Source organism: Ruegeria sp. AB8 (assembly GCF_056542605.1).
In genome coordinates, this window is sequence record NZ_JBQGAB010000003.1 from 57,343 (window position 1) to 77,964 (window position 20,622).

Below are 20,622 nucleotides of genomic sequence, written 5' to 3' on the forward strand. Positions count from 1 at the left end.
TCTTAGGTTCTGCGCCCGTCTGCCGGGGCGCGGACCTGACCGGGTGCAACTGTGGAGAAGGCCATGGCAACGGGCGAAGACAATCGGCGCGGGTTTCTCACCGGCGCGGTCACTTTTTTCGGGGCGATCTGGGTTGCAGGGCGCACCGCTGCCGCGCAACTGACGCCGAATGCGGCAGAGGGTCCGTTCTACCCTACGGAACCGATGCGCGTCGCCGATGCGGATAACGATCTGGTCAAAGTCGTCGGTCTGGTTCGGGAAGCCGGAGGTGAGGTGATCACCCTAAAAGGACGGATCTCAGACAAGGCCGGGCGTCCCCGGGCAGGATACCGGATCGAGATTTGGCAATGCGACGTGAATGGAAAGTACATTCACCCCGGCGACAGGCGGAATGTGCAATACGACCGGGGGTTTCAGGGCTTTGGACATGATATCACGGACGCGCAGGGTCGCTATAGTTTCCGGACAATCAAGCCAGGCAGCTATCCGGGCCGGACGCCGCATATCCATGTCAAGGTGTTAGAAAGAGACCGCGAGGTACTGACCACGCAGTTGTACGAGGCGGGAAACCCCGGCAATCAGCGGGATTCGCTCTATCGGCGTATGTCCCCGGCCGAGGCCCGCAACGTTTCGATGACGTATGTCGAGGTCTCGGGCGGGATAGAAACGACAGTCAACATAGTTGTCTGACAGGCATTGTTCTCAGCATTGAAAGGCTCTGCACGCCAAGAGTTTACCCGCCGTGGTCGACGGAGATCACCGCAAAGTTCGGGGTAAGGCGGTTACTCCACCGTAATCGTAATCACCTCGGACACAATCGGCGTCGCATGCGGTACGTGGTCCGCATCGCCCAAAACCAGTTGCAGCGTGTGTTCGCCCGGCTCAAGGTCCAGCGTTACCTGGGTCTGGCCGCCACCGAAATGCAGGTGGTTGTCGTCGGCGGGCAGGCCATAGGACAGCTCGTCCGCTCCGTCCTCGCCCTCACCCACTGGCGGGCGGTCGATCAGTAGGTGGTGATGGCCGGTGTTTTCCTTTTCCGTCCCCGCAGGGGCAACCCCCATGCCGCTGAGGCCAAACACCACCGTGACCGGCGACTGGACGGTGTCACCATCCGCGAGATTGACAAAATAGACCCGGGCGTCGGGGTTTGACGGCGTCTCACCCTGGGCCAGCGCAAGCGAAGCGGACAGGCAAAGCGCGGCAACACCAAAAAATGATTTCATGATTCCCTCCCTGGACACAAATTTGCCATTCTCAACATAGCACGATTGGGCAGTTGTCCCCTGATTTGCTGACAAGGCACGTCCTGTAGCGCGCATGGAAACCACTGTTTCAGCGTTTCCCATGTGCAAACGATCCGAATCAAATCCCAGATATTATCCCATGTCTGCCCCGTTTCCGCCCAAGTTCAGGGCCATGGTCAGGCAAAGAACCAAGACCTGGGGTACGCGAATGGACCGATTGACCGAAATGGAAGCCTTTTCCAATGTAGTGGATCAGGGCGGCTTTACAGATGCGGCCAAAAAGATGGGCATCTCCAAATCAGCTGTCTCCAAGCATGTATCGAGCCTTGAGGCACGATTGGGTGCTAGACTGCTGAACCGGACAACGCGCCGCGTTTCGCCCACCGAGATCGGGCTGGCATATTATGATCGTGCCCGCCGCGTGCTGAATGACGCAGGCGAAGCGGACGCGCTGGTGACATCGATGCAGTCCGCCCCGTCCGGTCTGCTACGGATCAGCGTGGCCACGGATTTTGGTGTGAATCACCTGTCGCCTGTGTTGTCCGGCTTTTTGTCGGCCTATCCCGACATCACCGTGAACATGGTGCTGAACAACCGGTATGTCGAACTGATTTCAGAGGGGTTCGACGTCGCCGTGCGAATCGGAGAACTGGAAGACAGTACCCTGCGCGCGCGCAAACTGACCGAAACCGTCAAACGGATGGTTGCGGCCCCCAGCTATATCGAGAAATACGGACGCCCGCAGAAGATTGACGATCTGAACGAACACAAGCTTCTGCACTATTCCAGCCAGTCATCAGGCAATGTCTGGAAACTGACTGCACCCTCGGGCGAAAAGCGGCAGGTTCGCACCGCCGGATGGCTGAGCGTCAATGACGGCCAATCCCTGCTGAACGCTGCCATCTCAGGTTTGGGTATCGCCTATCTGCCCAGCTATCTTTATGCCGACGCGATGAAGTCCGGAGCGGTGCAGGACGCGATGCCGTCCCTGCCGGATGAGGTACAGGGCGTCTATGCCGTCTACCCGCCCGGCCGCTTCACGCAGCCCAAGGTACGAGCATTCATTGATTTTCTGGCTGATTCATTCAGCGACAAGGGTCCGATGGACTGGTAAATTCTCCCCGTGGAAACTGAACGGGCCGCACGCCTTTCGTGCGGGCCTTTTTTTGTCCCAGCCTAGGTAGGACTTTTAGGTATCTAATTGATCAGCAAAACCGCCTCGACCCGGCGATTGAGATCACGGCCTTCCGGCGTTGCATTCGAGGTGATCGGTGCCAGATATCCAACCCCTTCCGCCTCGATCCGGTCCGGCGCGACGCCATGTGCCTCGATCAGGCGGGTACGGACCGACTGGGCGCGTTTTGTGCTGACCGAGATATTGGCTTGCAGGTCGCCGGTGTCATCGGTGTTGCCCACAAGCGCCAGGCGCAGGTCGGGATTGTCGCCCAGAAACCCCGCCAGCAGCGCCAACGAGGCAAACGGACCCTCACCCAAATCAACTTCACCGGTGCTGAAATTCAGATCGTCCAGAATGACATGCCCATTCTGCTGCAAGTCCGCCAGCAGGCCACCTTCGGTTTCGACCGTTTCCTCGACCACGACCGGGGGCGGCGAGGTTTCCGCCACGGGTGTAACACGGATCATCTGCACGTACCCGTCGGGCGGATTGCGGCTGACCAGCAGGCTCAGCACTTCCTGATCGCGCGAGGCGGACAGAAAACGATAATCCTGAATGGCGACATACATGTCGGGTGTCGGAACCACTTCGATGCCAAAGCGGAAATCGAAACCGCCACAGGCGCGGACCTCACATTCGAACCCAATATCAAAGCCCTGCGCGACAAGCTGATCCCTGAGCGGGGCCAGAATCTGCAACGTCGTGCTGGATCCGGCCTGAAGCTTCCAGGTAAAGCGTTTGACCCGCCCCTCGACCTCGCGTGTCGGGACTGTGCCATCGGCGAACGGACCGGTCGGCAGCGCGTAACTGTCCAGCGGGCTGGTACGGTCGCTGATCTGACGGGCACCGGTTGGCATCGTCAGGTCCTGCGCCGCTGCCGGAGCGGCCAGCATCAACAGGCAAAGGGCAACGCAGCGGATCATCTGAACTGGGCGTGATAATCGTCGTTCGGGACCATACCCGTGGCGCTGGCCACCCGGTTCGACATGTTGAAAAAGCCGGTCACGTTGGCGATGTCCCAGATATCACGATCCGAGAAACCAACGTCACGCAGCCGCTGGCGGTCGGTTTCCTCGATCTCAGCGCTGGCTGTCGTCATTCTGGCGGCGAAATCCAGCATCGTACGCTGCTTGTCGTCCAACGGCGCCACGCGGTAGTTCATCACCAGCATCTCGCCCAGCTGCGGGTTGCCGGACAATTGCCGGACGGCTGCGCCATGCGCCACAAGGCAGTAGAAACACTTGTTGATGGACGAGACCACAACCGCGATCATTTCGCGTTCCAGCTTGGTCAGCCCGCTGTCTGCCAGCATCAGATCGTTGTACATCGCGGTGAACGCGTTCAGCTTGTCGATATCAAACGCATTGGCCTTCAGCACGTTTGGCACCATGCCCAGCTTTTCGACACAGATGTCGAAATACTTCTGTGTCTCGGGCGGCAGCGGGTCGACCATGGGCAGGTTCAGCGCTGTGGGCATGTCTTGATCGGGCACGGCTGTCTTTCTCCTCAGGCCAGCTGGCGGTAGTGATACTCTCCGGCGATCTCCATCCCAAGCGAGTGATAGAGTCGATTGGCGCCGGTATTTGCCTTGGTGCAGATCACGCTAAAGGTATGGGCGCCGTTGTCCAGCGCCCAAAAGGCCGCGGCGCGCATGGCCCATTGTCCCAGACCCTGTCGGCGATGAGCGGGCAGGATTTCCAAAGCATGCATCATGGCAACCCCTTCATGTACAGCCACGAATCCAACTCCCGCCGGTTGGTCCTTGCGCCGCAGAAGCAGGCCGGTCTTCGGGCCATCCGCCCGATCCATGACGGCCAGACGCTGCGGCCCGATACCGGCCGTCGCCCAAATCTCGCACATGATCGCAAGCGGTTTCCAGATGGTAAACACGGTCACGCGCGGCACCGGCACGTCCGTCAAATGCCCGACCGGGCAGGCGTAGATGTTGACCGGATCAAGCACCGTGTAGCCGCGTCCGGCAAGCTGGGCATCCAGCGCGTCGTCCCCCGGAAGCAGACAGAAGAGGCGTTTCTGCCCGAGTGCCAGAATGGCTTTCTCGGCCGCATCAATATCGGCTTCGGTCGCGGAAGAGGTCGCACTGGCAGCGGACACCCGAGAGCCGCCCCCCTGCCCTTGCCGCAGCCGGAACGGCCCGATTGTTTCGTACGCGGCGGCTGGCCATGTGCCGTCCACCACGGCCTCCCAGTTGACGCTCAAAGCTGAAGCTCTTTCGCCAGGCGGGTGGTTGCGGCGTCGATGCGGGCACCGTCGGTGCCGCGCACAACGACGTTGGCACCAAAGACCCCGTTGATCTGGAACGGGTAGCAGCCGATGGTCAGATCGGAGAACTCCTCGGCCAGCGACGCCAAGGTTTGCGCGATGTCCCCTTCACCGCGGTCGATGCGCAGGGTCTGCGACAGCAACGGGCTGCCGCCGGTCAGCGTGGGCAGAACACTGGCCACCATGGCCTGAAAGACGGAGGGCACCCCAGCCATCACATGCACGTTTTCGATGGTGAAACCGGGCGCCGTCGAAACCGGGTTTTCGATCAGTGCGGCACCGTCCGGAACGCGCGCCATGCGCAGACGGGCAGCGTTCAGGTCCAGCCCCGACTTGTCGTAATGCGCCTCGAGCAGGGCACGTGCGTCGGCGCGAATATCAATTGGGGTTTCAAACGCGCGGGCGATGCAATCGGCGGTGATATCGTCATGGGTCGGGCCGATACCACCGCTGGTGAAGACATGATCGTGCGCATCGGACAGCGCCCTGACCGCCGCCTCGATGGCCGGTGCCTCATCTGAAACGATGCGGACCTCTTTCAGGTCGATGCCGTGCTTGTTCAGCTCCTGAGCAAGATAGTGCATATTGGCGTCGCGGGTGCGGCCGGACAGGATTTCATCCCCGATCACCAGCATTGCGGCGGTTGGATTGGCCATGTGCGCTCCCCTCTTGATCGACCGTTTGGGCAGGTATAGGCCGTGAGACATGCGATTTGAAACCCCTCTTGTCCCCGCCCGCCTGATCCGCCGATACAAACGCTTCTTGGCCGACTGCACGCTTGAGGACGGGCGCGAGGTTACAGCCCATTGCGCCAACCCAGGCTCGATGATGGGGCTGGCCGAACCGGGTGAGCAAATCTGGCTGGAGCCCAATGACGATCCGAAGAAAAAGCTGAAATACGGCTGGCGGCTGGTCGATCACGAAAACGGACATTTCACCGGGGTCGATACATCGGTTCCGAATAAAGCCCTGCGCGCAGCACTGAACGCCGGTGAAATCCGGGAACTGGCGGCATATGAAACCATCCGAGCCGAGGTGAAATACGGCCAGAACAGCCGCATCGATTTCCTTCTGACCGGGCCTGGCCTGCCGGACGCCTATGTCGAGGTCAAAAGTGTCACCCTGTCCCGCAAGCCCAGTCTGGCCGAGTTCCCAGACAGCGTAACCGCGCGCGGCACCAAACATCTGGGCGAGCTGGCGGCGATGGCCACACAAGGACACCGCGCCATTATGCTTTATCTGGTGCAGCGCACCGATTGCGACCGGTTTGCGCTGGCCGACGATATTGACCCCGCCTATGCGGCAGCCTTCGAGGCCGCGCAGGCGCAGGGCGTCGAGCGGCTGGTTTACGGAACGCGGATTTCGCCGGAAGGTGTTTGGGTAAACCTGGCATCCATTCGCACATAAGGACGCCTTGCACGGCGCAGGCGTTTCGTTTCAACCCAGATTTGGATCACCACAAAGATACCGACGGGTTACCTGCGTTTCCTGACACGGTGGAGTTCATAGGTCTCCTTGAATTTGGGCCTCTTACTTCACGGCGTCTTGAGCCTCTTCGTGCACATCCGGCCAAAGCTCCGCATCCAGTCGCTTCACAAATGGCGCCAAGTGATCCGCCACCTCGCGCCAACGACCGACCGACGACGTGCTGACGGGCCGGCGGACCTGAAGGCTGCTGGCGGTTTTGACCGCGTCCGATGAGGATTGCGGCGTCAGCATGCTTTCTTCGAACGACAGGTCGCAAACTTGGGCAAGCTCTGCTGCGGCGTCCTGCAGATTGTTGACCAGATACTCGTACCGGATGTCGTGAATACGGCCCGGCAGTTCCTTGTGCCAGTGCTGCATGTAGCGGCGGTAACGGTTGGCCTCGGCCGCCATCCATTTGAAGTCATGGGTGAAATACATCCCCTGCGCACCGAAATTCTCGCGCCACATCGACAGGGCGACGTCCCTTGGATCGCGCTGGACGTTCAGGATCAGCGCATTGGGAAAGGCCTGTGCAATCGCGCCGAGATAGGCGTAGTTGCCCGGCATCTTGTCCACAAAGGCTGTGGCGTCCCGGTTCAACTCGGGCAGGCGCTCGACATAGTAATCCGCCAGTGGTTGCGCCTGTGAATGCAGGCTTTCCTCTTTCATCACCCAGAACTGAACGGTGGCAAGCTCTCCCAGCCCCTGTACCTGTGAATGTGCCGACAGGATACGCTCGACCAGAGTTGTGCCCGATCTGGCAAGGCCGACAACGAAGATCGGGCGTGGAATGTCGGTTCGCGGGTCCGAAGATTCCTTCGGCAAAGGCGCAGCAAGACGGTCGCGGCATTCCTTCTCGCGGCTCTCCTCCAGACTTTCCAAACCGTCGCGCCGCAGTTTGTGCGCCTCGTCCAGATGATGCATCTCCTGCGCCAGGTCCTTGTCCAGACGCGCAAGGCTTGCGGCAGCGAAGTGAATCAGCGAGGCACTTTCACGGTTGGCGATCGGCCCCTCGCCGAAGAATTTTGAGACCTGAGCCCGCAAGGCAGGCAGATCGTCCTGCTTCAGGCCCGGCAGCTTGCAAATGAACTCCAGTGTTTCCGGATGACCGGGCGCCAAGGCAAGCGCGAGACCTGCGTGTTTCAGGGCTTCGTCCAGCCGACCGACCCCGGCCAGAGCCTTGGACAGGCGCAATTGCCCGTACTGAAATTTGGGATGCTGTTTGACAAGCGCCGTCAGGAGCCCGACCGCATCGTCCCAGCGGCGCAATTCGTCCAGAATATCGGCTTTCAGGCATTGCGCCTCGAGATTGCCGGGCTGGCGCTTCAGCACCAGATCAACGGCTTCCAACGCCTTTTGTTCCTTCTGCTCTCGCAGAAACGCCATCGCGCGAATGAACTGCTGGGGTGGCGTCAGGGGTGCGCGCGCGCCGATTTTGTCAATGAACGCCAGCGCCTTGCCAGCGTCGCCACCCTGAACAAGGCTCATGCCGTAATTCTGGATCAAATCCGCGTTTCCGGGTTCCAGCCGCCATGCCCGTTCGAAATAAGTCTGGGCCAGAGGGAACTTGCCCTGCTGGATCGCACACAGACCGGCAAGTCTTGGCAATGCCGACACGTTCGGCCATTTCTTGGCGGCCTTGGTTGCCCGTTTGAAAGCCCGATCGGCCCGGCCTTTCCTGAGCAGATCGCTGATGCTGGCGATTTCGGCCCTCAGCTGATCAGCTTTTTGCATTGCCATGCCTTTCTGTCATTTGCACAAACCCGGCGGCTTGCCATGTGCTATTTCATTCTGCCCGCGGGGTCTACCAGAGATAAGGCAACCCTCCGACTGCAGGTGCTACCCTGCACCCTCTGGTACTTTCTGCACAAGCAGCGTAAAAGGAATGCTGCGCGACATATTTGGAGCTTAGCGTCGATGAAAGAGCATCGTGGCCGTCTGACCAAGGACGGCATCCGCATTTATGAACAGGGTGACTTTGCCGGGATGCATGCGGCAGGGGCGCTGGCGGCGCGGATTCTCGACGACATTGCCGACCATGTTTTTCCGGGCCAGACGACGGGCGCGATTGACGGTCTCATCACGCAGATGGTCGAAGATGCGGGCGCGACTTCGGCCACTATCGGTTACAAGGGCTATCAGCACGCAAGCTGCATCAGCGTGAACCACGTGGTCTGCCACGGCATCCCCGGCGACAAAAAGCTGAAAGACGGCGATATCCTCAATGTCGACGTCACCGTCATTGTTGATGGCTGGTTCGGCGACACGTCTCGCATGTATGTTGCGGGCAAACTGCCGCGCAAGGCGGAACGGCTGATCCAGGTAACCCATGACGCATTGTTCAAGGGCATCGAAATGGTCAAGCCCGGCAATACGTTCGGCGATATCGGCCATGCCATTCAGACCTATGTCGAGGCCCATCGGATGAGTGTTGTCCGCGATTTCTGCGGCCACGGTCTGGGCCGGGTCTTCCATGCGCCGCCGAACGTTCTGCATTACGGTCGTCCGGGTACCGGAGCCAAACTGGAAGAGGGGATGTTCTTTACCATCGAGCCGATGGTGAACCTGGGCCGCCCCGAGACCAAGACCCTGGCCGATGACTGGACCGCCGTGACCCGCGACAAGTCTCTGTCGGCGCAATTCGAGCATTCGGTAGGGGTGACCTCGGACGGGGTCGAGATCTTTACCCTGTCGCCGGGCGGAAAGTTCCACCCGACCTATTCTTCCTGATCGGCAGCCTGCTCGCGCAGCAGTTTCAGCAGCATCGTCTCGTCACCCCATGGGGTGATTGCGTCATGGATAAACACGGGCGCGCGACGCGGTTTTGGCGGCGGGCCGGTCGTTGTGTCGGTATCGGATGTGATCGTCCAGAACGGAGACGGTAAGGCGCGGTCCATATCAGGGATGGTAGCACGCCCGGCTCAAATTCCCAAAAGCCGCGGGGCGTCGGCCATGTCGTGAAACACCTCTGCCCCCAGTTGCGCCAGGGATGCCCCGTCGTCATGGGCGGCAAACCCCAGGCACCGCATTCCGGCACGAATGGCGGCAGTGACGCCATTCACACTGTCTTCGATCACCACCGGGGACATCGAACCGAAACGTTCTGCGGCGGCCAGAAACATATCCGGCTCGGGTTTGCCGGTTCCCAGCACATGGGCGGAATACATCACATCGCTGAACCGGTCCCACAATCCATTCTGGCCCAATGTGATCCGCATCTTGTACGGGCTTCCATTGGACGCGACACAGAACGGAATGCCCTTCTGATCCAAAAGCGTCAGCAGGCTTTGCACACCTGCCACCAACGGCACGCCCGCTCGCAGCTTTTCGTATGTTTCCGCATAAACCTGATCGGTCCAGTCCTCGGGCAGGTCCGCGCCCAAAGCCTGCGCTTTGTCCCGGACACCTGCCATGGTTCCACCCACGAACAGAGACATACAATCCGGCAGTGAAAGGCTCAGCCCGTATCGCGCCAGATTTTCCATCAAGACCCGGTTCGAGATGACCTCACTATCAACCAGAACTCCGTCGCAATCGAAAATGACCAGATCGTGCATACGGTCCTCCGCCTGTTTTCGGTTGAGCTAGCCGAGGATCGACCAGCCTGCAAACCTGTAATCCGCGCAGGTCGTTTCAATCCGAAAAGCCACGCTGCATCAATGAGATATGGGTGTCGCCGTATTTCCGTGCATCCAGCAGGCTGAACCCCTCAGGTATAACCATGGCAGAGTTTTCTTCCCAGACCAGAACCGCGTGGTCGCTGATCCAGCCGCCGGTCAGGGCAGCGGCGATTGCCTTCTGGCCCAGCGCCTTGCCGTAGGGCGGATCCAGAAAGATCAGATCACAGGGTGCGCCGGGGTTTTCCTCCAACCGGGTCGCATCGCGGCGGATCAGGTTGGTGCGGTCGACACTGCGGGTCAGGTCGATATTACGTCGGATCAGCCCCTGCGCCACGCGCCCGTCATCGACAAAGGTCACATGAGATGCACCGCGTGACAGCGCCTCGAGCCCCAATGCGCCTGTGCCCGCGAACAGGTCCAGCACCCGCAGACCGTCAAAATCGATCTTGTGGGCCAGAACGTTGAACAGGCTTTCGCGGACCCGGTCCGTGGTGGGGCGCAAATGCGCGCCTGCGTCCCCCTTGCCGACCGGGGCCAGCGCGCGGCCCCGGAAGTCTCCGGCGATGATCCTCACGCCTTGAGCAGCGGTTTCAAGTCCGCGTCGGGGTCGGCCACAGTCGCCGGATCCGCCGTCTTGCCCATTTCGATCAGGCGCTTGCCGACCATGTAGGCGCGCGGGTCGTTCATCGCATCAACAGCAATCAGCCGATCCCCGCTGTAATACCAGAACGAAACGGTCTGACCCTCGCCCTTGCGGGTCACAACGCGGTCATAACCGGTGTTCAGCCCCGCGATTTGCAGTTTCACATCGTACTGGTCTGACCAGAACCACGGCGTTGCAACATAGTCCTTTGCAGCCCCCAGCATGTTCTGGGCCACGATCTCGGCCTGATCGATGGCGTTGGGTACGCTTTCCAGGCGGATTCGGTCGCCCTTGTGCGGGAAGGACGCGCAGTCGCCCGCCGCCCAGATCGACGGGTCCGAGGTGCGGCCATGGGCGTCGGTTTTTATGCCGTTGTCCAGTTCCAGGCCTGCCATTTCAGCCAGTTGGGTCGAGGGGGCGATACCAACGCCGACCACCACGAAATCAACCGCAAGCTCGGTACCGTCGGTCAGTACCGCGCCGGTGACCTTGCCGTTGTCGCCAACCAGACGGTCCAGCCCGACGCCTTCGCGGATGTCGGCGCCATATTCACTGTGCAGGGCGCGGAAATAGTCGCTGGTCTCGCGGGCAGCGACCCGTTGCAGGATGCGGTCGGCCATCTCGACCAGCGTCACCTTGACCCCGCGCTTGGCGCAGACCGCCGCAGCCTCGAGGCCAATGTAACCGCCGCCCACGATCAACGCGCGTGCGCCGTCTGTCACACGGGGCTCCATCTCGTCGATATGGGCCAGATCACGCACCACGTGCACGCCGTCCAGATCCCCGCCTATGGATGCGGGCAGGCGGCGCGGGTCCGATCCGGTGGTCAGTGCCAGCTCGTCGTAAGGAATGACCTCATCGCCCAGGGTCACGGTTTTTGCCTTTGGGTCGATGGCGGTGACACGCTGGCCAAGACGCAGGGTGATATTGTTCTCGGCATAGAAGCTTTCGGGTCGCAGGAACAGGCGTTCCAGCTCCATCTCACCCAACAGGTAGGCTTTGGACAATGGCGGGCGCTGGTAGGGCAGATGCGGCTCGGCCCCGATCAGGGTAATGTCCCCCTCAAACCCGTCCTTGCGCAGTCTGGCAACAAGCGAAGATCCGGCCTGACCGGCACCAATCACGACAATATGGCTCATGTTCCTCCCACCCTGTCGAATTCCCGTGGTTAACTTGATCCGCTCACCTATATTGCGGCAGGGACCGACTCTGCAAATCCAAATGACAGGAGCGCTAAAATGATTTCAACAGGTGATATGCTGCCCGAAGCCACGCTGACCCAGATCGGTGCGGAAGGCCCGGAAGAGGTTCGGGTGTCGGACAAGACCAAAGGGCGCAAGGTGGTGATCTTTGCCGTGCCGGGCGCGTTCACGCCGACCTGCCATTCGGCGCATGTGCCCAGCTTCATGCGCACCAAGGATCAGTTCAGCGCCAAAGGCGTCGACGAGATTATTTGCATCTCGGTCAACGATCCGTTCGTGATGAAAGCATGGGGCGAGGCGACGGGCGCCTCGGATGCGGGCCTGACCATGCTGGCCGATGCTGCATCCGAGTTCACGAAAGCCATCGGAATGGATTTCGACGCCCCGCCCGCCGGTCTGATCGCACGATCGAAACGTTATGCGATGCTGGTCGAAGATGGCCGGGTCGTGGCACTGAACCTCGAAGAAAGCCCGGGCGCATGTGAAATTTCGGCCGGCGAAGGTCTGCTGGACGTCATCTGAAATTGGCTGGCCCCGGGGGCAAGCCGGGGCCGGTTAAAGTGCATTTAACTTGATGCAAAGCCCCGAAGTGCGAATACTTGGCACATATAACCGGGGAGTTTGTTTATGATGCTAAAGATTTTTCCTTTGATTTTAGGTGGCGCAGGCTTGTTGGCGGCCTGTGGACCGGCCCCCACACCGCAGCAGCAAGCCGCACGGCAGCATGAGATTGCGTGCCTCAGCGGGACCTTGGGTGGTGCGCTGATTGGCGGGGCCATCGGCAATCAGTTTGGCGGCGGGTCGGGCCAGACGATTCTGACGGCAGCCGGCGCGGCAGCCGGTGGCGTGTCCGGTCAACGTTACGCGTGCTGAGGAGAGGCGGAATGAAACGTGGTATTATAGTGATCATGGCCATGATGATGGCCGGTGCCGTTTCCGCAGAAAGCGTCGCCGAATTGCATGAGGGCGAGTTGAACGCAATCGACGGAAACAACGACGGCTTCCTGTCGCGGGACGAGTTCAACGCCTTTTCCGACTATGCCTTTCAGGCAATGGATGAGGACAAGAATGGCACCCTGGGTCAGACCGAAGCGAAACCCTTTCTAAGTCTCGACATGTTCCGGAAAGTGGACCGCAACAACGATAGCCAGGTTTCTCGTGCCGAATATGACGCACAGATGAACGAAGATTTTCTGGCCGCCGACCAGGACGGCAATGGCCAGCTGGACTGAAACGGACCGGCCCCGGAACAACCGGGGCTGATCTGATGGGACGGGAGCCTTTGATGAACAAATGGATTGGCCTTGGGATTCTGAGCGTGATGGCGGCCTGTGACGTCCCGCAGGCCCCGGTGGTGACGGGTCCCGACGGGCAGGCGCGTATCCAGATCAACACCAATGGTCTGACCTGTTATCAGACACGTTGTCTCGATATTAACCCGGCGGCGCGCAGCGTCCGGTCGATCGGCAACAAGACAACCCGGATTCCCGGCGGCATCAATGTCAGCGATGGCACGGTTACTCCGGCTGAATTCGAACAGATGGGCGTAGCCGCGTCATTGGCGGGCGGTGTGGGCTCGGGCAGTGACCGGGGCTAGAGCAGACTGTCCATCTTGCGCGCCAGCTTGGCATCCAGCGCGGAAAGGCCGCCTACGTCATGGGTGGACAGGACCACTTCGACGGTGCGGTAGATATTCGACCATTCGGGGTGGTGGTTCCACTTTTCCGCAAAGATCGCCACCTGCGTCATCCAGCCAAAAGCGTGGACAAAATCCTCGAAGATAAAGGTTTTTGTGATTGCATCCCGGTCATCGACCATCGTCCAGCCGTTCCTGAACAACGGATCCAGTAGCGGGCCGCGTGTCTCGGTCGACAGTAGTTCGGTCATTGCTGTTCCTCCGGGTTCGATTTTCTGAACGGGCCATAGTCCGTCAGAATCTCAATCTCTTCTCCCACCGCGCGGGCTTCGGCGTCCAGATAATTCTGCACAGCGTCCGCAAATCCCGGATCGCCGATCCAGTGCAGACTGTGCGTACGCGTGGGCAAATAGCCGCGGGCCAGCTTGTGCTCGCCCTGCGCGCCCGCCTCGACCCGTTTGAGGCCATGAGCGATGGCGAAGTCGATAGCTCTATAATAGCACAACTCGAAATGCAGACAGGGGTGATGCTCGACACAGCCCCAATAGCGTCCGAACAGCGTTTCACGCCCGATGAAGTTCAGCGCCCCGGCAACCGGATACCCATCGCGTTCAGCCAACACCAATGCCATGTCATCTGCCATGGTTTCCTGTGCAATATCAAAGAACTGGCGCGTCAGATAGGGTGCCCCCCATTTGCGCGAACCGGTATCCTGGTAAAAGCGCCAGAAAGCGTCCCAGTACTCGGGGTGCAGATCCGCGCCTGTCAGTGTGCGAATGTCTCCGCCGAAGCCGTTTGCCTGTGCCCGTTCTTTGCGGATGTTCTTGCGCTTGCGGGACGACAGCGCCCTCAGAAACGCATCGAAATCGGTGTAGTCATCGTTGAGCCAGTGAAACTGCTGCGAGGTCCGGTGCATCAGTCCCATCTGCTCACCTGCACGCGCCTCATCATCGGTACAAAAGGTTATGTGAATTGACGAGATCCGGTTGTCGGCTGCCAGCTGCACCGCGCCCTGAACCAGCGCCGACGTGCCGACACCTTCATAGCCGGGGCGCACCAGAAAACGGCGCCCGGTTGCCGGGGTAAAAGGTACTGCGATTTGCAGCTTCGGATAGTAGCGCCCGCGGGCATTCTCATAGGCATGGGCCCAGCTATGGTCGAAGATATACTCGCCCTGGCTGTGCGATTTGGCATACATCGGGGCGGCAGCAATCAGCATCCCGTCCAGATAAGCCGTCAGATATTGCGGCTGCCAGCCGGTACCGCGCCCGACCGAGCCGCTTTCTTCGAGCGCCAGCAGGAACCGGTGCGTGGTGAACGGGTCCAGCGGACGCCCACCATCATCAGTCTCGGGACAAGCGCAACTGTCCCACTCGACCGCAGGTATCTGCGAGAGCGACCCAAGAACCCGAACCTCAATCTGTGCCTGATCCATATCCCCTCCCGCGTCTGTTCTTTATCTGTGACGGCCCGGGGCGGGATCAACCCGGATGTGCCGCCAGATACCCCTCGAAGGTCACGTTGTCGGCAACCTTGCGCGCCTCGGCCTCCTGCCCGGGCGCACGAACGGTCCAGCACAGGATCGGCACGCCACGCGCCTTGAGTTCAGCCACGCGGGGGCGGGAAAGATCCTCGGCCTCGTGACTGATGAAAGCGGCACCGACCCGGTCGAAATCCGGGATTTCGCGCAAGTGGTCGCAAACCTTTTGCGGCAGAAGCTCCACCTTTGGATCGTAGGAACACGTAACCAGACCACGTGGCAGATGCGGGGCAAGCCGCGCCAGTTCCGCAACGCTGTTGGGGTTGAAGGACATCAGCGCCACGGGGCCTTCATACCCGCGCAGTGCCCGCACGGTGTCGCGTTCCAACGGTCCGATATCAGTGCCCATGGCACCGTCCTGATCCTTGAGCTCGATCAGCAGTGGTACCTTGCCCCCAATCAGCTCCAGCACTTCGTCCAGCGTGGGAATACCGTCATCGCCATGCAGCAGATGCATGGCCTTCGCCTGAGCGCAGGTGGTCTGGCGTATCGGGCCAGGCTGCCCGGTCAGCCGGGTCATGTCATAGTCGTGAAATACCATGGCCCGGTCATCGGCCGTCAGTTGCAGATCAACCTCGATGCCGTACCCGGCCGCGACAGCCGCGCAAATGGCCGCCCGGCTGTTTTCCGGGCGGTGATCCGCAATGTCGTGCAACGCCCGATGTGCAATCGGGGCTCGCAGGAACTCTGCTGGCAGAGATGGCGTCATTGGACTTCGAAAATGCCTTCGATCTCGACCGCGACACCCAGCGGCAGGGATGCCGCACTGACAGCCGAGCGCGAGTGGCGGCCGGCTTCGCCCAGCGCCTCGACCAGAAAATCGGACGCGCCGTTGATGACCTGCGGCTGGGCCGTGAAATCAGCGGTCGAGTTCACAAAGCCGGTCAGCTTGATAACGCGCACGAGTTTCTCGATATCGCCACCACAAGCCGCCTTGACTTGGGCCAGCAGGTTAATGGCGCACACCCTGGCTGCGGCTGCGCCTGCCTCGACATCCATGTCGTCACCCAGTTTGCCGGTGATCAGATCGTCGGCCTTGGAAATCTGACCCGAGACATAGACGATGTTGCCAACACGTACGAAGGGCACGTAGTTCGCGGCCGGTGCGGGTGCGTCGGGAAGGGCAACGCCCAGGCTTTCCAGTTTCGCTGCAATGCTCATGTGATGATCCTCACCTTGTTTGACTCGGGCGGACGCTAACCGCGAACACGCGGTTGGGAAAGCTGGAAACCGTCATTTTTCATCGCTGAACGGCCTTGGCGAAACTTTTCTTATTCTGAACTGTTGAACTTGAGTCACTTTACCTACTTCCTTTCGGCGGGTTAAACGCTATGTGTTTCAAAGTGATTGCGAAACACATATGTGACGGCGAATTGGGCCTTGAAGCGCTGAAAAAGGCCACATTGATTAAGTATCCGGTGTACCCGCAACGGATGTATTGGAGTAACGAAGACCGTGTCGAGTAAATTCAGCCTGAAACCTCTGATCCTGCTGTCTGTGTTTGCTGTCCTGAGCGCCTGCGCATCCCAACCGCAGGACGAAGCCGCACGCGGAGAAATCTTTGATCCGTATGAAAACGCCAACCGGGGTATCCACAAATTCAACCTTGGCGTTGACCGGTTTCTGTTTCGTCCCGCCTCGAAAGGCTACGTGAAGATCGTGCCCGACCCGATGGTTACAAGCTTCAACCATTTCGCCGAGAACCTGACCATGCCCGGTCAGGCCCTGGACTATCTTTTGCAGGGCAATATCAAACAGTCCGGCAATGCGCTGTTGCGGTTTCTGATCAATACGACAGTGGGCGGTGTGGGCCTGTCCGACCCGGCAAGCGAATTGAACCTGCCGCCAGTTGACACGGATTTCGGTGAAACCCTGCATGTCTGGGGGGTCGGTGAAGGCGCCTATGTCGAACTGCCCTTCTATGGTCCGTCGACCGCGCGGGACTCGGTCGGTGTGATCGTCAACCTGTTCTCGAACCCGATCAATTTCAGCCCGGTCCGCCCGGTGGACAACATCGGCGTCTATGCCGAAGTTGTGCGCCGGATGGGCGACCGGGGTCGGTTTGCAGACACGGTCGACTCGATCCTGTATGAAAGCGCCGACAGCTATGCCCAGGCGCGCACGATCTACCTGCAAAATCGCCGCTTTGAACTGGCCAGAGACGATGAGGACGCCTATCTGGGTCTTTATACCGACCCCTATGCCGAAACCGGAACCGACCCTGTCAGGGACCCCTATCTAGACCCTTACGAGGACCCCTATGCCGAATAACCCTCTGAACAGACGCGATTTTGTTGCCACCGGATTAGCAGGCCTTGCGCTTGCCCTAGTCCCCCTGCCCGCGCTTGCCCAGACCGAAGCCAGTGCCAAGGCTTTGGTTGTCAGCGTTGTTGACGACATCAATCGCGTGATCGCCTCGGGCAAATCCGAAAATGCCATGTTGCGCGATTTTGAAAAGATCTTCGTGCAATATGCCGATGTGCCGATCATGGCGCGTTATGTGCTGGGCGCCGACGGCCGCGCGGCCAGCCCAACGCAGCTGAAACAGTTCACCAAGGCGTTTCAGGGCTACATTTCCACCAAATACGGACGCCGGTTCCGCGAATTCATCGGCGGCGAAGTGACTGTTCGCGACGCGCGGAAAATCAAGGCTGGCTACGAGGTCAGAACCTCTGTCAAGCTAAAGGGATCCGCGCCGTTCGATGTAACCTTTCTGGTCTCGGACAAATCCGGGCGTGACCGGTTCTTCAATATGTTCATCGAAGGGGTGAACATGCTGCTGACCGAACGGACCGAAGTCGGAGCGATGCTGGATGCGCGTGGCGGCGACCTGAACAGGCTGATCAAAGACATGAACCGGCTCAGCTGATCCCATTCGAGAGATCAAAAAAGCGCCGCGCGAAACACTCGCGCGGCGCTTTTTCATTTCAGTTGAGGCGTTCGCCGGTCTCTTCGGCGAAATAAGACACTTTGCTCATGTCGAAGGCCAGGTTCAGCATCTGACCAGCCTGTGCGCTGGTTTCCGCATGCAGGCGCGCCGTGACCTGTTTGCCGCCCAGTTCCGAGACCACATAAGTGTCCGCGCCTGCCGGTTCGACCATATCGACCATGCACGCGGCCTCCTGTACGCCCGCTCCGGCACGAAAGCCTGCTTCGGCGATATCCTCGGGGCGCAGGCCAAGGATCACATCCGTTGGCAGGGACAAGTCGCGGGCATCGTTCAACACCAGCGTCTCGCCCGCTCCGCGCGAGATAGCGATCTGGGTGCCTGACCCAGTGTTCGATGCTTTGGCCGGGATCAGGTTCATCGCGGGCGAGCCCATGAAGTCAGCGACAAACAGGTTGGCCGGATTGTTGTAGATCTCGGCCGGGCTGCCGATCTGCTGCACGATGCCGCCTTTCAGAACGACGATCTTGGTGGCCAGCGTCATCGCCTCGATCTGATCATGGGTCACATAGACGATTGAGGCATCCAGCGTCTGGTGCAACTTCTTGATCTCGGTCCGCATCTCGACCCGCAGCTTGGCGTCAAGGTTGGACAGGGGTTCATCAAAGAGAAACAGCTTGGGATCGCGCACCAGCGCCCGCCCCATCGCCACACGCTGACGTTGGCCACCAGACAACTGGCTGGGACGACGGTTCAGCAACTGCTCGATTTGCAGCAGTGACGCGACATCTTTCAGTTTCGCGTCCTGCGTGGCCTGGTCGACGCCTCGCACCTTCATACCAAAGGTGATGTTTTTGGCGACAGTCATGGTCGGATACAGAGCGTATGATTGGAACACCATCGCGATGTCGCGATCCTTGGGGCTGACATGGGTCATGTCGTTGCCACCGATGGAAAGGGTGCCGCCCGAGATCGGCTCCAGACCTGCAATGCAGTTCAACAGGGTGGACTTGCCGCAGCCCGAGGGGCCGACCAGCACCAGGAAATCGCCCGGTTCGATCGAGATGTTGATGTCCTTCAGAATCTCGGTCGCACCGTAATTCTTATACAGGTTGTTGATATCGAGGATGGGAGCCATGGGTTATCCCTTCACGGAACCGGCGGTCAGGCCGCGGATGAAATACTTACCGGCAACGACATAGACGAGCAGCGTCGGCAGCCCCGCGATGATCGCGGCAGCCATGTCGACGTTGTACTCTTTGACGCCGGTGGTGGAGTTTACGATGTTGTTGAGCGCCACGGTCACGGGCTGCGTTCCCGCCTGGCTGAACGACACGCCGAACAGGAAGTCGTTCCAGATTTGGGTGAACTGCCAGATCACGGTCACCACGATGATGGGCAGCGACAGCGGCAGGAAGATCGACCAGAAGATCCGCAGGAACCCGGCACCGTCGACCCGAGCCGCTTTGGTCAGTTCGGACGGAATGGTGACATAGTAATTGCGGAAGAACAGCGTGGTGAAGCCCAGCCCGTAGATCACGTGCACAAAGATCAGGCCCGGAATGGTCCCGGCAATCCCCATCATGCCCAACAGGCGCGCCATCGGCAGCAGGACGACCTGAAACGGGATGAAGCAGCCAAACAGCATCAGCGAGAAGATGATATTCGCGCCTTTGAACCGCCATTGCGCCACGACATAGCCGTTCAGCGCGCCCAGCAGGGTCGAGATGGCCACTGCGGGCACCGCGATCAGGACCGAGTTCCAGAAATAGGGCCGCAGACCCTCGCACTGGATACCAGTGCAGGCGCCGGACCACGCGGTTTTCCAGGCCTCAAAACTGACCTCGCGCGGTAAGGAAATCAGGCTGCCCGTGCGAATTTCCTCAAGGCTTTTCAGCGATGTGGTCAACATCACGAAAAGCGGCATCAGGTAATAGAGCGCGAACAGGCCCAGCAGGACATAAAGCAGCCAACGCAGGGCAATCTTGCCGGTGGCACTTTGGGTGCGGGTTTGGGTTTGGGGCATCGACAGATCAGTCATTTTTCGCCCTCAGCTCTGAGTAAAGGTAGGGAACCACGATCGCAAAGACGACCAGCATCATGATCATCGCAGAGGAAGCCGCCTGACCGATATCGCCACGCGAAAACGCCATGGCGTACATGTAGGTTGCGGGCAGATCGGTCGCGTAGCCCGGACCGCCACCCGTCAGGGCGATGACAAGGTCAAAGCTCTTGATCGCAAGGTGCGCCAGCACGATGAAGGCGGACAGGAAGATCGGGGCCATCGAGGGGATGATAATCGCCGTATAGATGCGCCATGTGGGGATACCATCGACCTGCGCGGCCTTGATGATCTCACCATCCACCGAACGCAAACCGGCCAGGAACAGCGCCATGACAAAGCCCGAGCTCTGCCAGATCGCAGCAATGACGATGGTGTAGATGGCGTAATCCGGGTTCACCAGCCAGTCGAATTCGAAGTTCGGAAAGCCCCAGCCCTGCACCATCGCCTCGATACCCAGGCCCGGGTTGAGGATCCACTTCCACGCGGTACCGGTCACAATCATCGACAGCGCCATGGGGTACAGGTAGATCGTGCGAATGGCCCCTTCGACGCGGATCTTCTGATCCAGCAGAATAGCCAGCAACAGGCCCAGCATCATCGCGATCACGATGAACAGCGCGCCAAAGATATAAAGGTTGTTGATCGCCGTATCCCAACGGGGCGAGTCGAACAGGCGTTCGTATTGAATGAAGCCCTTGATCTCGTATTTTGGCAACAGTTTCGATCGGGTCAGCGACACCCACGCGGTCCATCCGATAAATCCGTAGACAAAGATCAATACGGCGATGAACGACGGTGTAAGCACCACCTTGGGCAGGTGGTTTTCCAGCCATTCGGACATTTTTTCCTCCGGGGAAAGAT

At 59.8% G+C, this 20,622-nt stretch carries 27 protein-coding genes; 10 read left to right on the forward strand and 17 right to left on the reverse strand.

What is annotated here, in order from left to right; genetic code table 11:
• The first annotated feature begins 63 nt into the window (after positions 1-63).
• A complete protein-coding gene (locus ACR0CG_RS04145) occupies positions 64-690 on the forward strand; it encodes a dioxygenase family protein (protein WP_480522960.1) in 627 nt (208 codons plus the stop codon).
• Positions 691-782: 92 nt separating this feature from the next.
• Here the strand turns inward: ACR0CG_RS04145 and ACR0CG_RS04150 are convergent, their stop codons facing one another.
• The gene (locus ACR0CG_RS04150) at positions 783-1,223 is read right to left on the reverse strand and encodes a DUF4399 domain-containing protein (RefSeq protein WP_480522961.1); all 441 of its coding nucleotides are present in this window, start codon (positions 1,221-1,223) and stop codon (positions 783-785) included.
• Between the two features lie 229 nt (positions 1,224-1,452).
• On the opposite strand from ACR0CG_RS04150, the gene ACR0CG_RS04155 reads away from it, so the two are divergent.
• Complete coding sequence (locus tag ACR0CG_RS04155) at positions 1,453-2,358, forward strand: LysR family transcriptional regulator (RefSeq protein ID WP_170679902.1); 906 nt, start codon at positions 1,453-1,455, stop codon at positions 2,356-2,358.
• An 83-nt stretch (positions 2,359-2,441) separates the two neighbouring features.
• Here the strand turns inward: ACR0CG_RS04155 and ACR0CG_RS04160 are convergent, their stop codons facing one another.
• The 4 genes from ACR0CG_RS04160 to ACR0CG_RS04175 are packed head-to-tail and all read right to left on the reverse strand — an operon-like array spanning position 2,442 to position 5,357.
• Positions 2,442-3,344, reverse strand: a complete 903-nt coding sequence (locus ACR0CG_RS04160) for an OmpA family protein (protein WP_480522962.1) — start codon at positions 3,342-3,344, stop codon at positions 2,442-2,444.
• Entirely contained in the window at positions 3,341-3,913 is a 573-nt protein-coding gene (locus tag ACR0CG_RS04165; RefSeq protein WP_480522963.1) for a peroxidase-related enzyme, read from the reverse strand. Before ACR0CG_RS04165 ends, ACR0CG_RS04160 begins: the two co-directional genes overlap by 4 nt.
• 14 nt (positions 3,914-3,927) lie before the next feature.
• The gene (locus ACR0CG_RS04170; protein ID WP_480522964.1) at positions 3,928-4,638 is read right to left on the reverse strand and encodes a GNAT family N-acetyltransferase; all 711 of its coding nucleotides are present in this window, start codon (positions 4,636-4,638) and stop codon (positions 3,928-3,930) included.
• Positions 4,635-5,357: a competence/damage-inducible protein A gene (locus ACR0CG_RS04175; RefSeq protein ID WP_480522965.1), complete on the reverse strand. Its 723-nt coding sequence runs from the start codon at positions 5,355-5,357 to the stop codon at positions 4,635-4,637. The genes ACR0CG_RS04170 and ACR0CG_RS04175 overlap by 4 nt, the downstream gene beginning before the upstream one ends.
• A 49-nt stretch (positions 5,358-5,406) precedes the next feature.
• On the opposite strand from ACR0CG_RS04175, the gene sfsA reads away from it, so the two are divergent.
• Complete coding sequence (sfsA, locus tag ACR0CG_RS04180; protein ID WP_480522966.1) at positions 5,407-6,108, forward strand: DNA/RNA nuclease SfsA; 702 nt, start codon at positions 5,407-5,409, stop codon at positions 6,106-6,108.
• 123 nt (positions 6,109-6,231) lie between these two features.
• Here the strand turns inward: sfsA and ACR0CG_RS04185 are convergent, their stop codons facing one another.
• A complete protein-coding gene (locus ACR0CG_RS04185; RefSeq protein WP_480522967.1) occupies positions 6,232-7,908 on the reverse strand; it encodes a tetratricopeptide repeat-containing sulfotransferase family protein in 1,677 nt (558 codons plus the stop codon).
• A gap of 177 nt (positions 7,909-8,085) precedes the next feature.
• Between ACR0CG_RS04185 and map the strand changes: the two genes are divergently transcribed.
• Positions 8,086-8,898, forward strand: a complete 813-nt coding sequence (gene map / locus ACR0CG_RS04190; protein ID WP_170613008.1) for a type I methionyl aminopeptidase — start codon at positions 8,086-8,088, stop codon at positions 8,896-8,898.
• Here the strand turns inward: map and ACR0CG_RS04195 are convergent.
• The 4 genes from ACR0CG_RS04195 to ACR0CG_RS04210 all read right to left on the reverse strand — a co-directional run bounded on the left by ACR0CG_RS04195 (position 8,886) and on the right by ACR0CG_RS04210 (position 11,570).
• Positions 8,886-9,065: a hypothetical protein gene (locus tag ACR0CG_RS04195; RefSeq protein WP_170613006.1), complete on the reverse strand. Its 180-nt coding sequence runs from the start codon at positions 9,063-9,065 to the stop codon at positions 8,886-8,888. The two genes, map and ACR0CG_RS04195, sit on opposite strands and share 13 nt — an antisense overlap.
• A gap of 24 nt (positions 9,066-9,089) precedes the next feature.
• A complete protein-coding gene (locus ACR0CG_RS04200; RefSeq protein WP_480522968.1) occupies positions 9,090-9,725 on the reverse strand; it encodes an HAD family hydrolase in 636 nt (211 codons plus the stop codon).
• A 76-nt stretch (positions 9,726-9,801) separates the two neighbouring features.
• Positions 9,802-10,362 (reverse strand): 16S rRNA (guanine(966)-N(2))-methyltransferase RsmD, encoded by a 561-nt coding sequence (gene rsmD / locus ACR0CG_RS04205; protein WP_480522969.1) that lies wholly within the window; start codon positions 10,360-10,362, stop codon positions 9,802-9,804.
• On the reverse strand, positions 10,359-11,570 hold the full coding sequence (locus ACR0CG_RS04210) for an NAD(P)/FAD-dependent oxidoreductase (RefSeq protein ID WP_170824946.1): 1,212 nt from the start codon (positions 11,568-11,570) through the stop codon (positions 10,359-10,361). The genes rsmD and ACR0CG_RS04210 overlap by 4 nt, the downstream gene beginning before the upstream one ends.
• Positions 11,571-11,669: 99 nt before the next feature.
• On the opposite strand from ACR0CG_RS04210, the gene ACR0CG_RS04215 reads away from it, so the two are divergent.
• From ACR0CG_RS04215 to ACR0CG_RS04230, 4 genes are all read left to right on the forward strand, one after another.
• Positions 11,670-12,155 (forward strand): peroxiredoxin family protein, encoded by a 486-nt coding sequence (locus ACR0CG_RS04215; RefSeq protein ID WP_170612998.1) that lies wholly within the window; start codon positions 11,670-11,672, stop codon positions 12,153-12,155.
• Positions 12,156-12,260: 105 nt separating this feature from the next.
• The gene (locus ACR0CG_RS04220; RefSeq protein ID WP_170612996.1) at positions 12,261-12,506 is read left to right on the forward strand and encodes a glycine zipper 2TM domain-containing protein; all 246 of its coding nucleotides are present in this window, start codon (positions 12,261-12,263) and stop codon (positions 12,504-12,506) included.
• A gap of 11 nt (positions 12,507-12,517) precedes the next feature.
• Positions 12,518-12,865 carry an EF-hand domain-containing protein gene (locus tag ACR0CG_RS04225; RefSeq protein WP_480522970.1) on the forward strand — a complete coding sequence of 116 codons (348 nt, stop codon included), beginning with the start codon at positions 12,518-12,520 and terminating at the stop codon, positions 12,863-12,865.
• A gap of 53 nt (positions 12,866-12,918) precedes the next feature.
• Positions 12,919-13,230, forward strand: a complete 312-nt coding sequence (locus ACR0CG_RS04230) for a hypothetical protein (protein ID WP_170807028.1) — start codon at positions 12,919-12,921, stop codon at positions 13,228-13,230.
• Here ACR0CG_RS04230 and ACR0CG_RS04235 read toward each other — a convergent pair.
• Genes ACR0CG_RS04235 through ACR0CG_RS04250 form a run of 4 tightly spaced genes read right to left on the reverse strand, consistent with a single transcriptional unit; the run spans position 13,227 to position 15,970 of the window.
• Complete coding sequence (locus ACR0CG_RS04235) at positions 13,227-13,520, reverse strand: 4a-hydroxytetrahydrobiopterin dehydratase (protein ID WP_170612990.1); 294 nt, start codon at positions 13,518-13,520, stop codon at positions 13,227-13,229. The genes ACR0CG_RS04230 and ACR0CG_RS04235 overlap by 4 nt on opposite strands.
• The gene (locus ACR0CG_RS04240; RefSeq protein WP_480522971.1) at positions 13,517-14,704 is read right to left on the reverse strand and encodes a GNAT family N-acetyltransferase; all 1,188 of its coding nucleotides are present in this window, start codon (positions 14,702-14,704) and stop codon (positions 13,517-13,519) included. The genes ACR0CG_RS04235 and ACR0CG_RS04240 overlap by 4 nt, the downstream gene beginning before the upstream one ends.
• A gap of 46 nt (positions 14,705-14,750) precedes the next feature.
• Positions 14,751-15,518, reverse strand: coding sequence for a glycerophosphodiester phosphodiesterase family protein (locus ACR0CG_RS04245; protein ID WP_480522972.1), 768 nt, complete (start codon positions 15,516-15,518; stop codon positions 14,751-14,753).
• The gene (locus ACR0CG_RS04250; RefSeq protein WP_170612984.1) at positions 15,515-15,970 is read right to left on the reverse strand and encodes a RidA family protein; all 456 of its coding nucleotides are present in this window, start codon (positions 15,968-15,970) and stop codon (positions 15,515-15,517) included. Before ACR0CG_RS04250 ends, ACR0CG_RS04245 begins: the two co-directional genes overlap by 4 nt.
• A 294-nt stretch (positions 15,971-16,264) precedes the next feature.
• On the opposite strand from ACR0CG_RS04250, the gene ACR0CG_RS04255 reads away from it, so the two are divergent.
• Together ACR0CG_RS04255 and ACR0CG_RS04260 are read left to right on the forward strand one after the other, a co-directional pair.
• Complete coding sequence (locus ACR0CG_RS04255; RefSeq protein WP_480522973.1) at positions 16,265-17,080, forward strand: MlaA family lipoprotein; 816 nt, start codon at positions 16,265-16,267, stop codon at positions 17,078-17,080.
• On the forward strand, positions 17,070-17,678 hold the full coding sequence (locus tag ACR0CG_RS04260; protein ID WP_170612982.1) for an MlaC/ttg2D family ABC transporter substrate-binding protein: 609 nt from the start codon (positions 17,070-17,072) through the stop codon (positions 17,676-17,678). Before ACR0CG_RS04255 ends, ACR0CG_RS04260 begins: the two co-directional genes overlap by 11 nt.
• Positions 17,679-17,736: 58 nt before the next feature.
• On the opposite strand, the gene ACR0CG_RS04265 is transcribed toward ACR0CG_RS04260, so the two are convergent.
• Genes ACR0CG_RS04265 through ACR0CG_RS04275 form a run of 3 tightly spaced genes read right to left on the reverse strand, consistent with a single transcriptional unit; the run spans position 17,737 to position 20,602 of the window.
• Positions 17,737-18,834 carry an ABC transporter ATP-binding protein gene (locus ACR0CG_RS04265; protein WP_480522974.1) on the reverse strand — a complete coding sequence of 366 codons (1,098 nt, stop codon included), beginning with the start codon at positions 18,832-18,834 and terminating at the stop codon, positions 17,737-17,739.
• Positions 18,835-18,837: 3 nt separating this feature from the next.
• Positions 18,838-19,737 carry a carbohydrate ABC transporter permease gene (locus tag ACR0CG_RS04270; protein WP_170444061.1) on the reverse strand — a complete coding sequence of 300 codons (900 nt, stop codon included), beginning with the start codon at positions 19,735-19,737 and terminating at the stop codon, positions 18,838-18,840.
• On the reverse strand, positions 19,730-20,602 hold the full coding sequence (locus tag ACR0CG_RS04275; RefSeq protein WP_480522975.1) for a carbohydrate ABC transporter permease: 873 nt from the start codon (positions 20,600-20,602) through the stop codon (positions 19,730-19,732). Before ACR0CG_RS04275 ends, ACR0CG_RS04270 begins: the two co-directional genes overlap by 8 nt.
• Positions 20,603-20,622: the final 20 nt, after the last annotated feature.

Coding starts and splice junctions, on each gene's coding strand:
- ACR0CG_RS04145 (WP_480522960.1), top strand. CDS start 64: ATGGCAACGGGCGAAGACAATCGGCGCGGGTTTCTCACCGGCGCGGTC.
- ACR0CG_RS04150 (WP_480522961.1), bottom strand. CDS start 1,223: ATGAAATCATTTTTTGGTGTTGCCGCGCTTTGCCTGTCCGCTTCGCTT.
- ACR0CG_RS04155 (WP_170679902.1), top strand. CDS start 1,453: ATGGACCGATTGACCGAAATGGAAGCCTTTTCCAATGTAGTGGATCAG.
- ACR0CG_RS04160 (WP_480522962.1), bottom strand. CDS start 3,344: ATGATCCGCTGCGTTGCCCTTTGCCTGTTGATGCTGGCCGCTCCGGCA.
- ACR0CG_RS04175 (WP_480522965.1), bottom strand. CDS start 5,357: ATGGCCAATCCAACCGCCGCAATGCTGGTGATCGGGGATGAAATCCTG.
- sfsA (WP_480522966.1), top strand. CDS start 5,407: ATGCGATTTGAAACCCCTCTTGTCCCCGCCCGCCTGATCCGCCGATAC.
- ACR0CG_RS04185 (WP_480522967.1), bottom strand. CDS start 7,908: ATGGCAATGCAAAAAGCTGATCAGCTGAGGGCCGAAATCGCCAGCATC.
- map (WP_170613008.1), top strand. CDS start 8,086: ATGAAAGAGCATCGTGGCCGTCTGACCAAGGACGGCATCCGCATTTAT.
- ACR0CG_RS04195 (WP_170613006.1), bottom strand. CDS start 9,065: ATGGACCGCGCCTTACCGTCTCCGTTCTGGACGATCACATCCGATACC.
- ACR0CG_RS04200 (WP_480522968.1), bottom strand. CDS start 9,725: ATGCACGATCTGGTCATTTTCGATTGCGACGGAGTTCTGGTTGATAGT.
- ACR0CG_RS04210 (WP_170824946.1), bottom strand. CDS start 11,570: ATGAGCCATATTGTCGTGATTGGTGCCGGTCAGGCCGGATCTTCGCTT.
- ACR0CG_RS04215 (WP_170612998.1), top strand. CDS start 11,670: ATGATTTCAACAGGTGATATGCTGCCCGAAGCCACGCTGACCCAGATC.
- ACR0CG_RS04220 (WP_170612996.1), top strand. CDS start 12,261: ATGATGCTAAAGATTTTTCCTTTGATTTTAGGTGGCGCAGGCTTGTTG.
- ACR0CG_RS04225 (WP_480522970.1), top strand. CDS start 12,518: ATGAAACGTGGTATTATAGTGATCATGGCCATGATGATGGCCGGTGCC.
- ACR0CG_RS04230 (WP_170807028.1), top strand. CDS start 12,919: ATGAACAAATGGATTGGCCTTGGGATTCTGAGCGTGATGGCGGCCTGT.
- ACR0CG_RS04235 (WP_170612990.1), bottom strand. CDS start 13,520: ATGACCGAACTACTGTCGACCGAGACACGCGGCCCGCTACTGGATCCG.
- ACR0CG_RS04240 (WP_480522971.1), bottom strand. CDS start 14,704: ATGGATCAGGCACAGATTGAGGTTCGGGTTCTTGGGTCGCTCTCGCAG.
- ACR0CG_RS04245 (WP_480522972.1), bottom strand. CDS start 15,518: ATGACGCCATCTCTGCCAGCAGAGTTCCTGCGAGCCCCGATTGCACAT.
- ACR0CG_RS04250 (WP_170612984.1), bottom strand. CDS start 15,970: ATGAGCATTGCAGCGAAACTGGAAAGCCTGGGCGTTGCCCTTCCCGAC.
- ACR0CG_RS04260 (WP_170612982.1), top strand. CDS start 17,070: ATGCCGAATAACCCTCTGAACAGACGCGATTTTGTTGCCACCGGATTA.
- ACR0CG_RS04265 (WP_480522974.1), bottom strand. CDS start 18,834: ATGGCTCCCATCCTCGATATCAACAACCTGTATAAGAATTACGGTGCG.
- ACR0CG_RS04270 (WP_170444061.1), bottom strand. CDS start 19,737: ATGACTGATCTGTCGATGCCCCAAACCCAAACCCGCACCCAAAGTGCC.
- ACR0CG_RS04275 (WP_480522975.1), bottom strand. CDS start 20,602: ATGTCCGAATGGCTGGAAAACCACCTGCCCAAGGTGGTGCTTACACCG.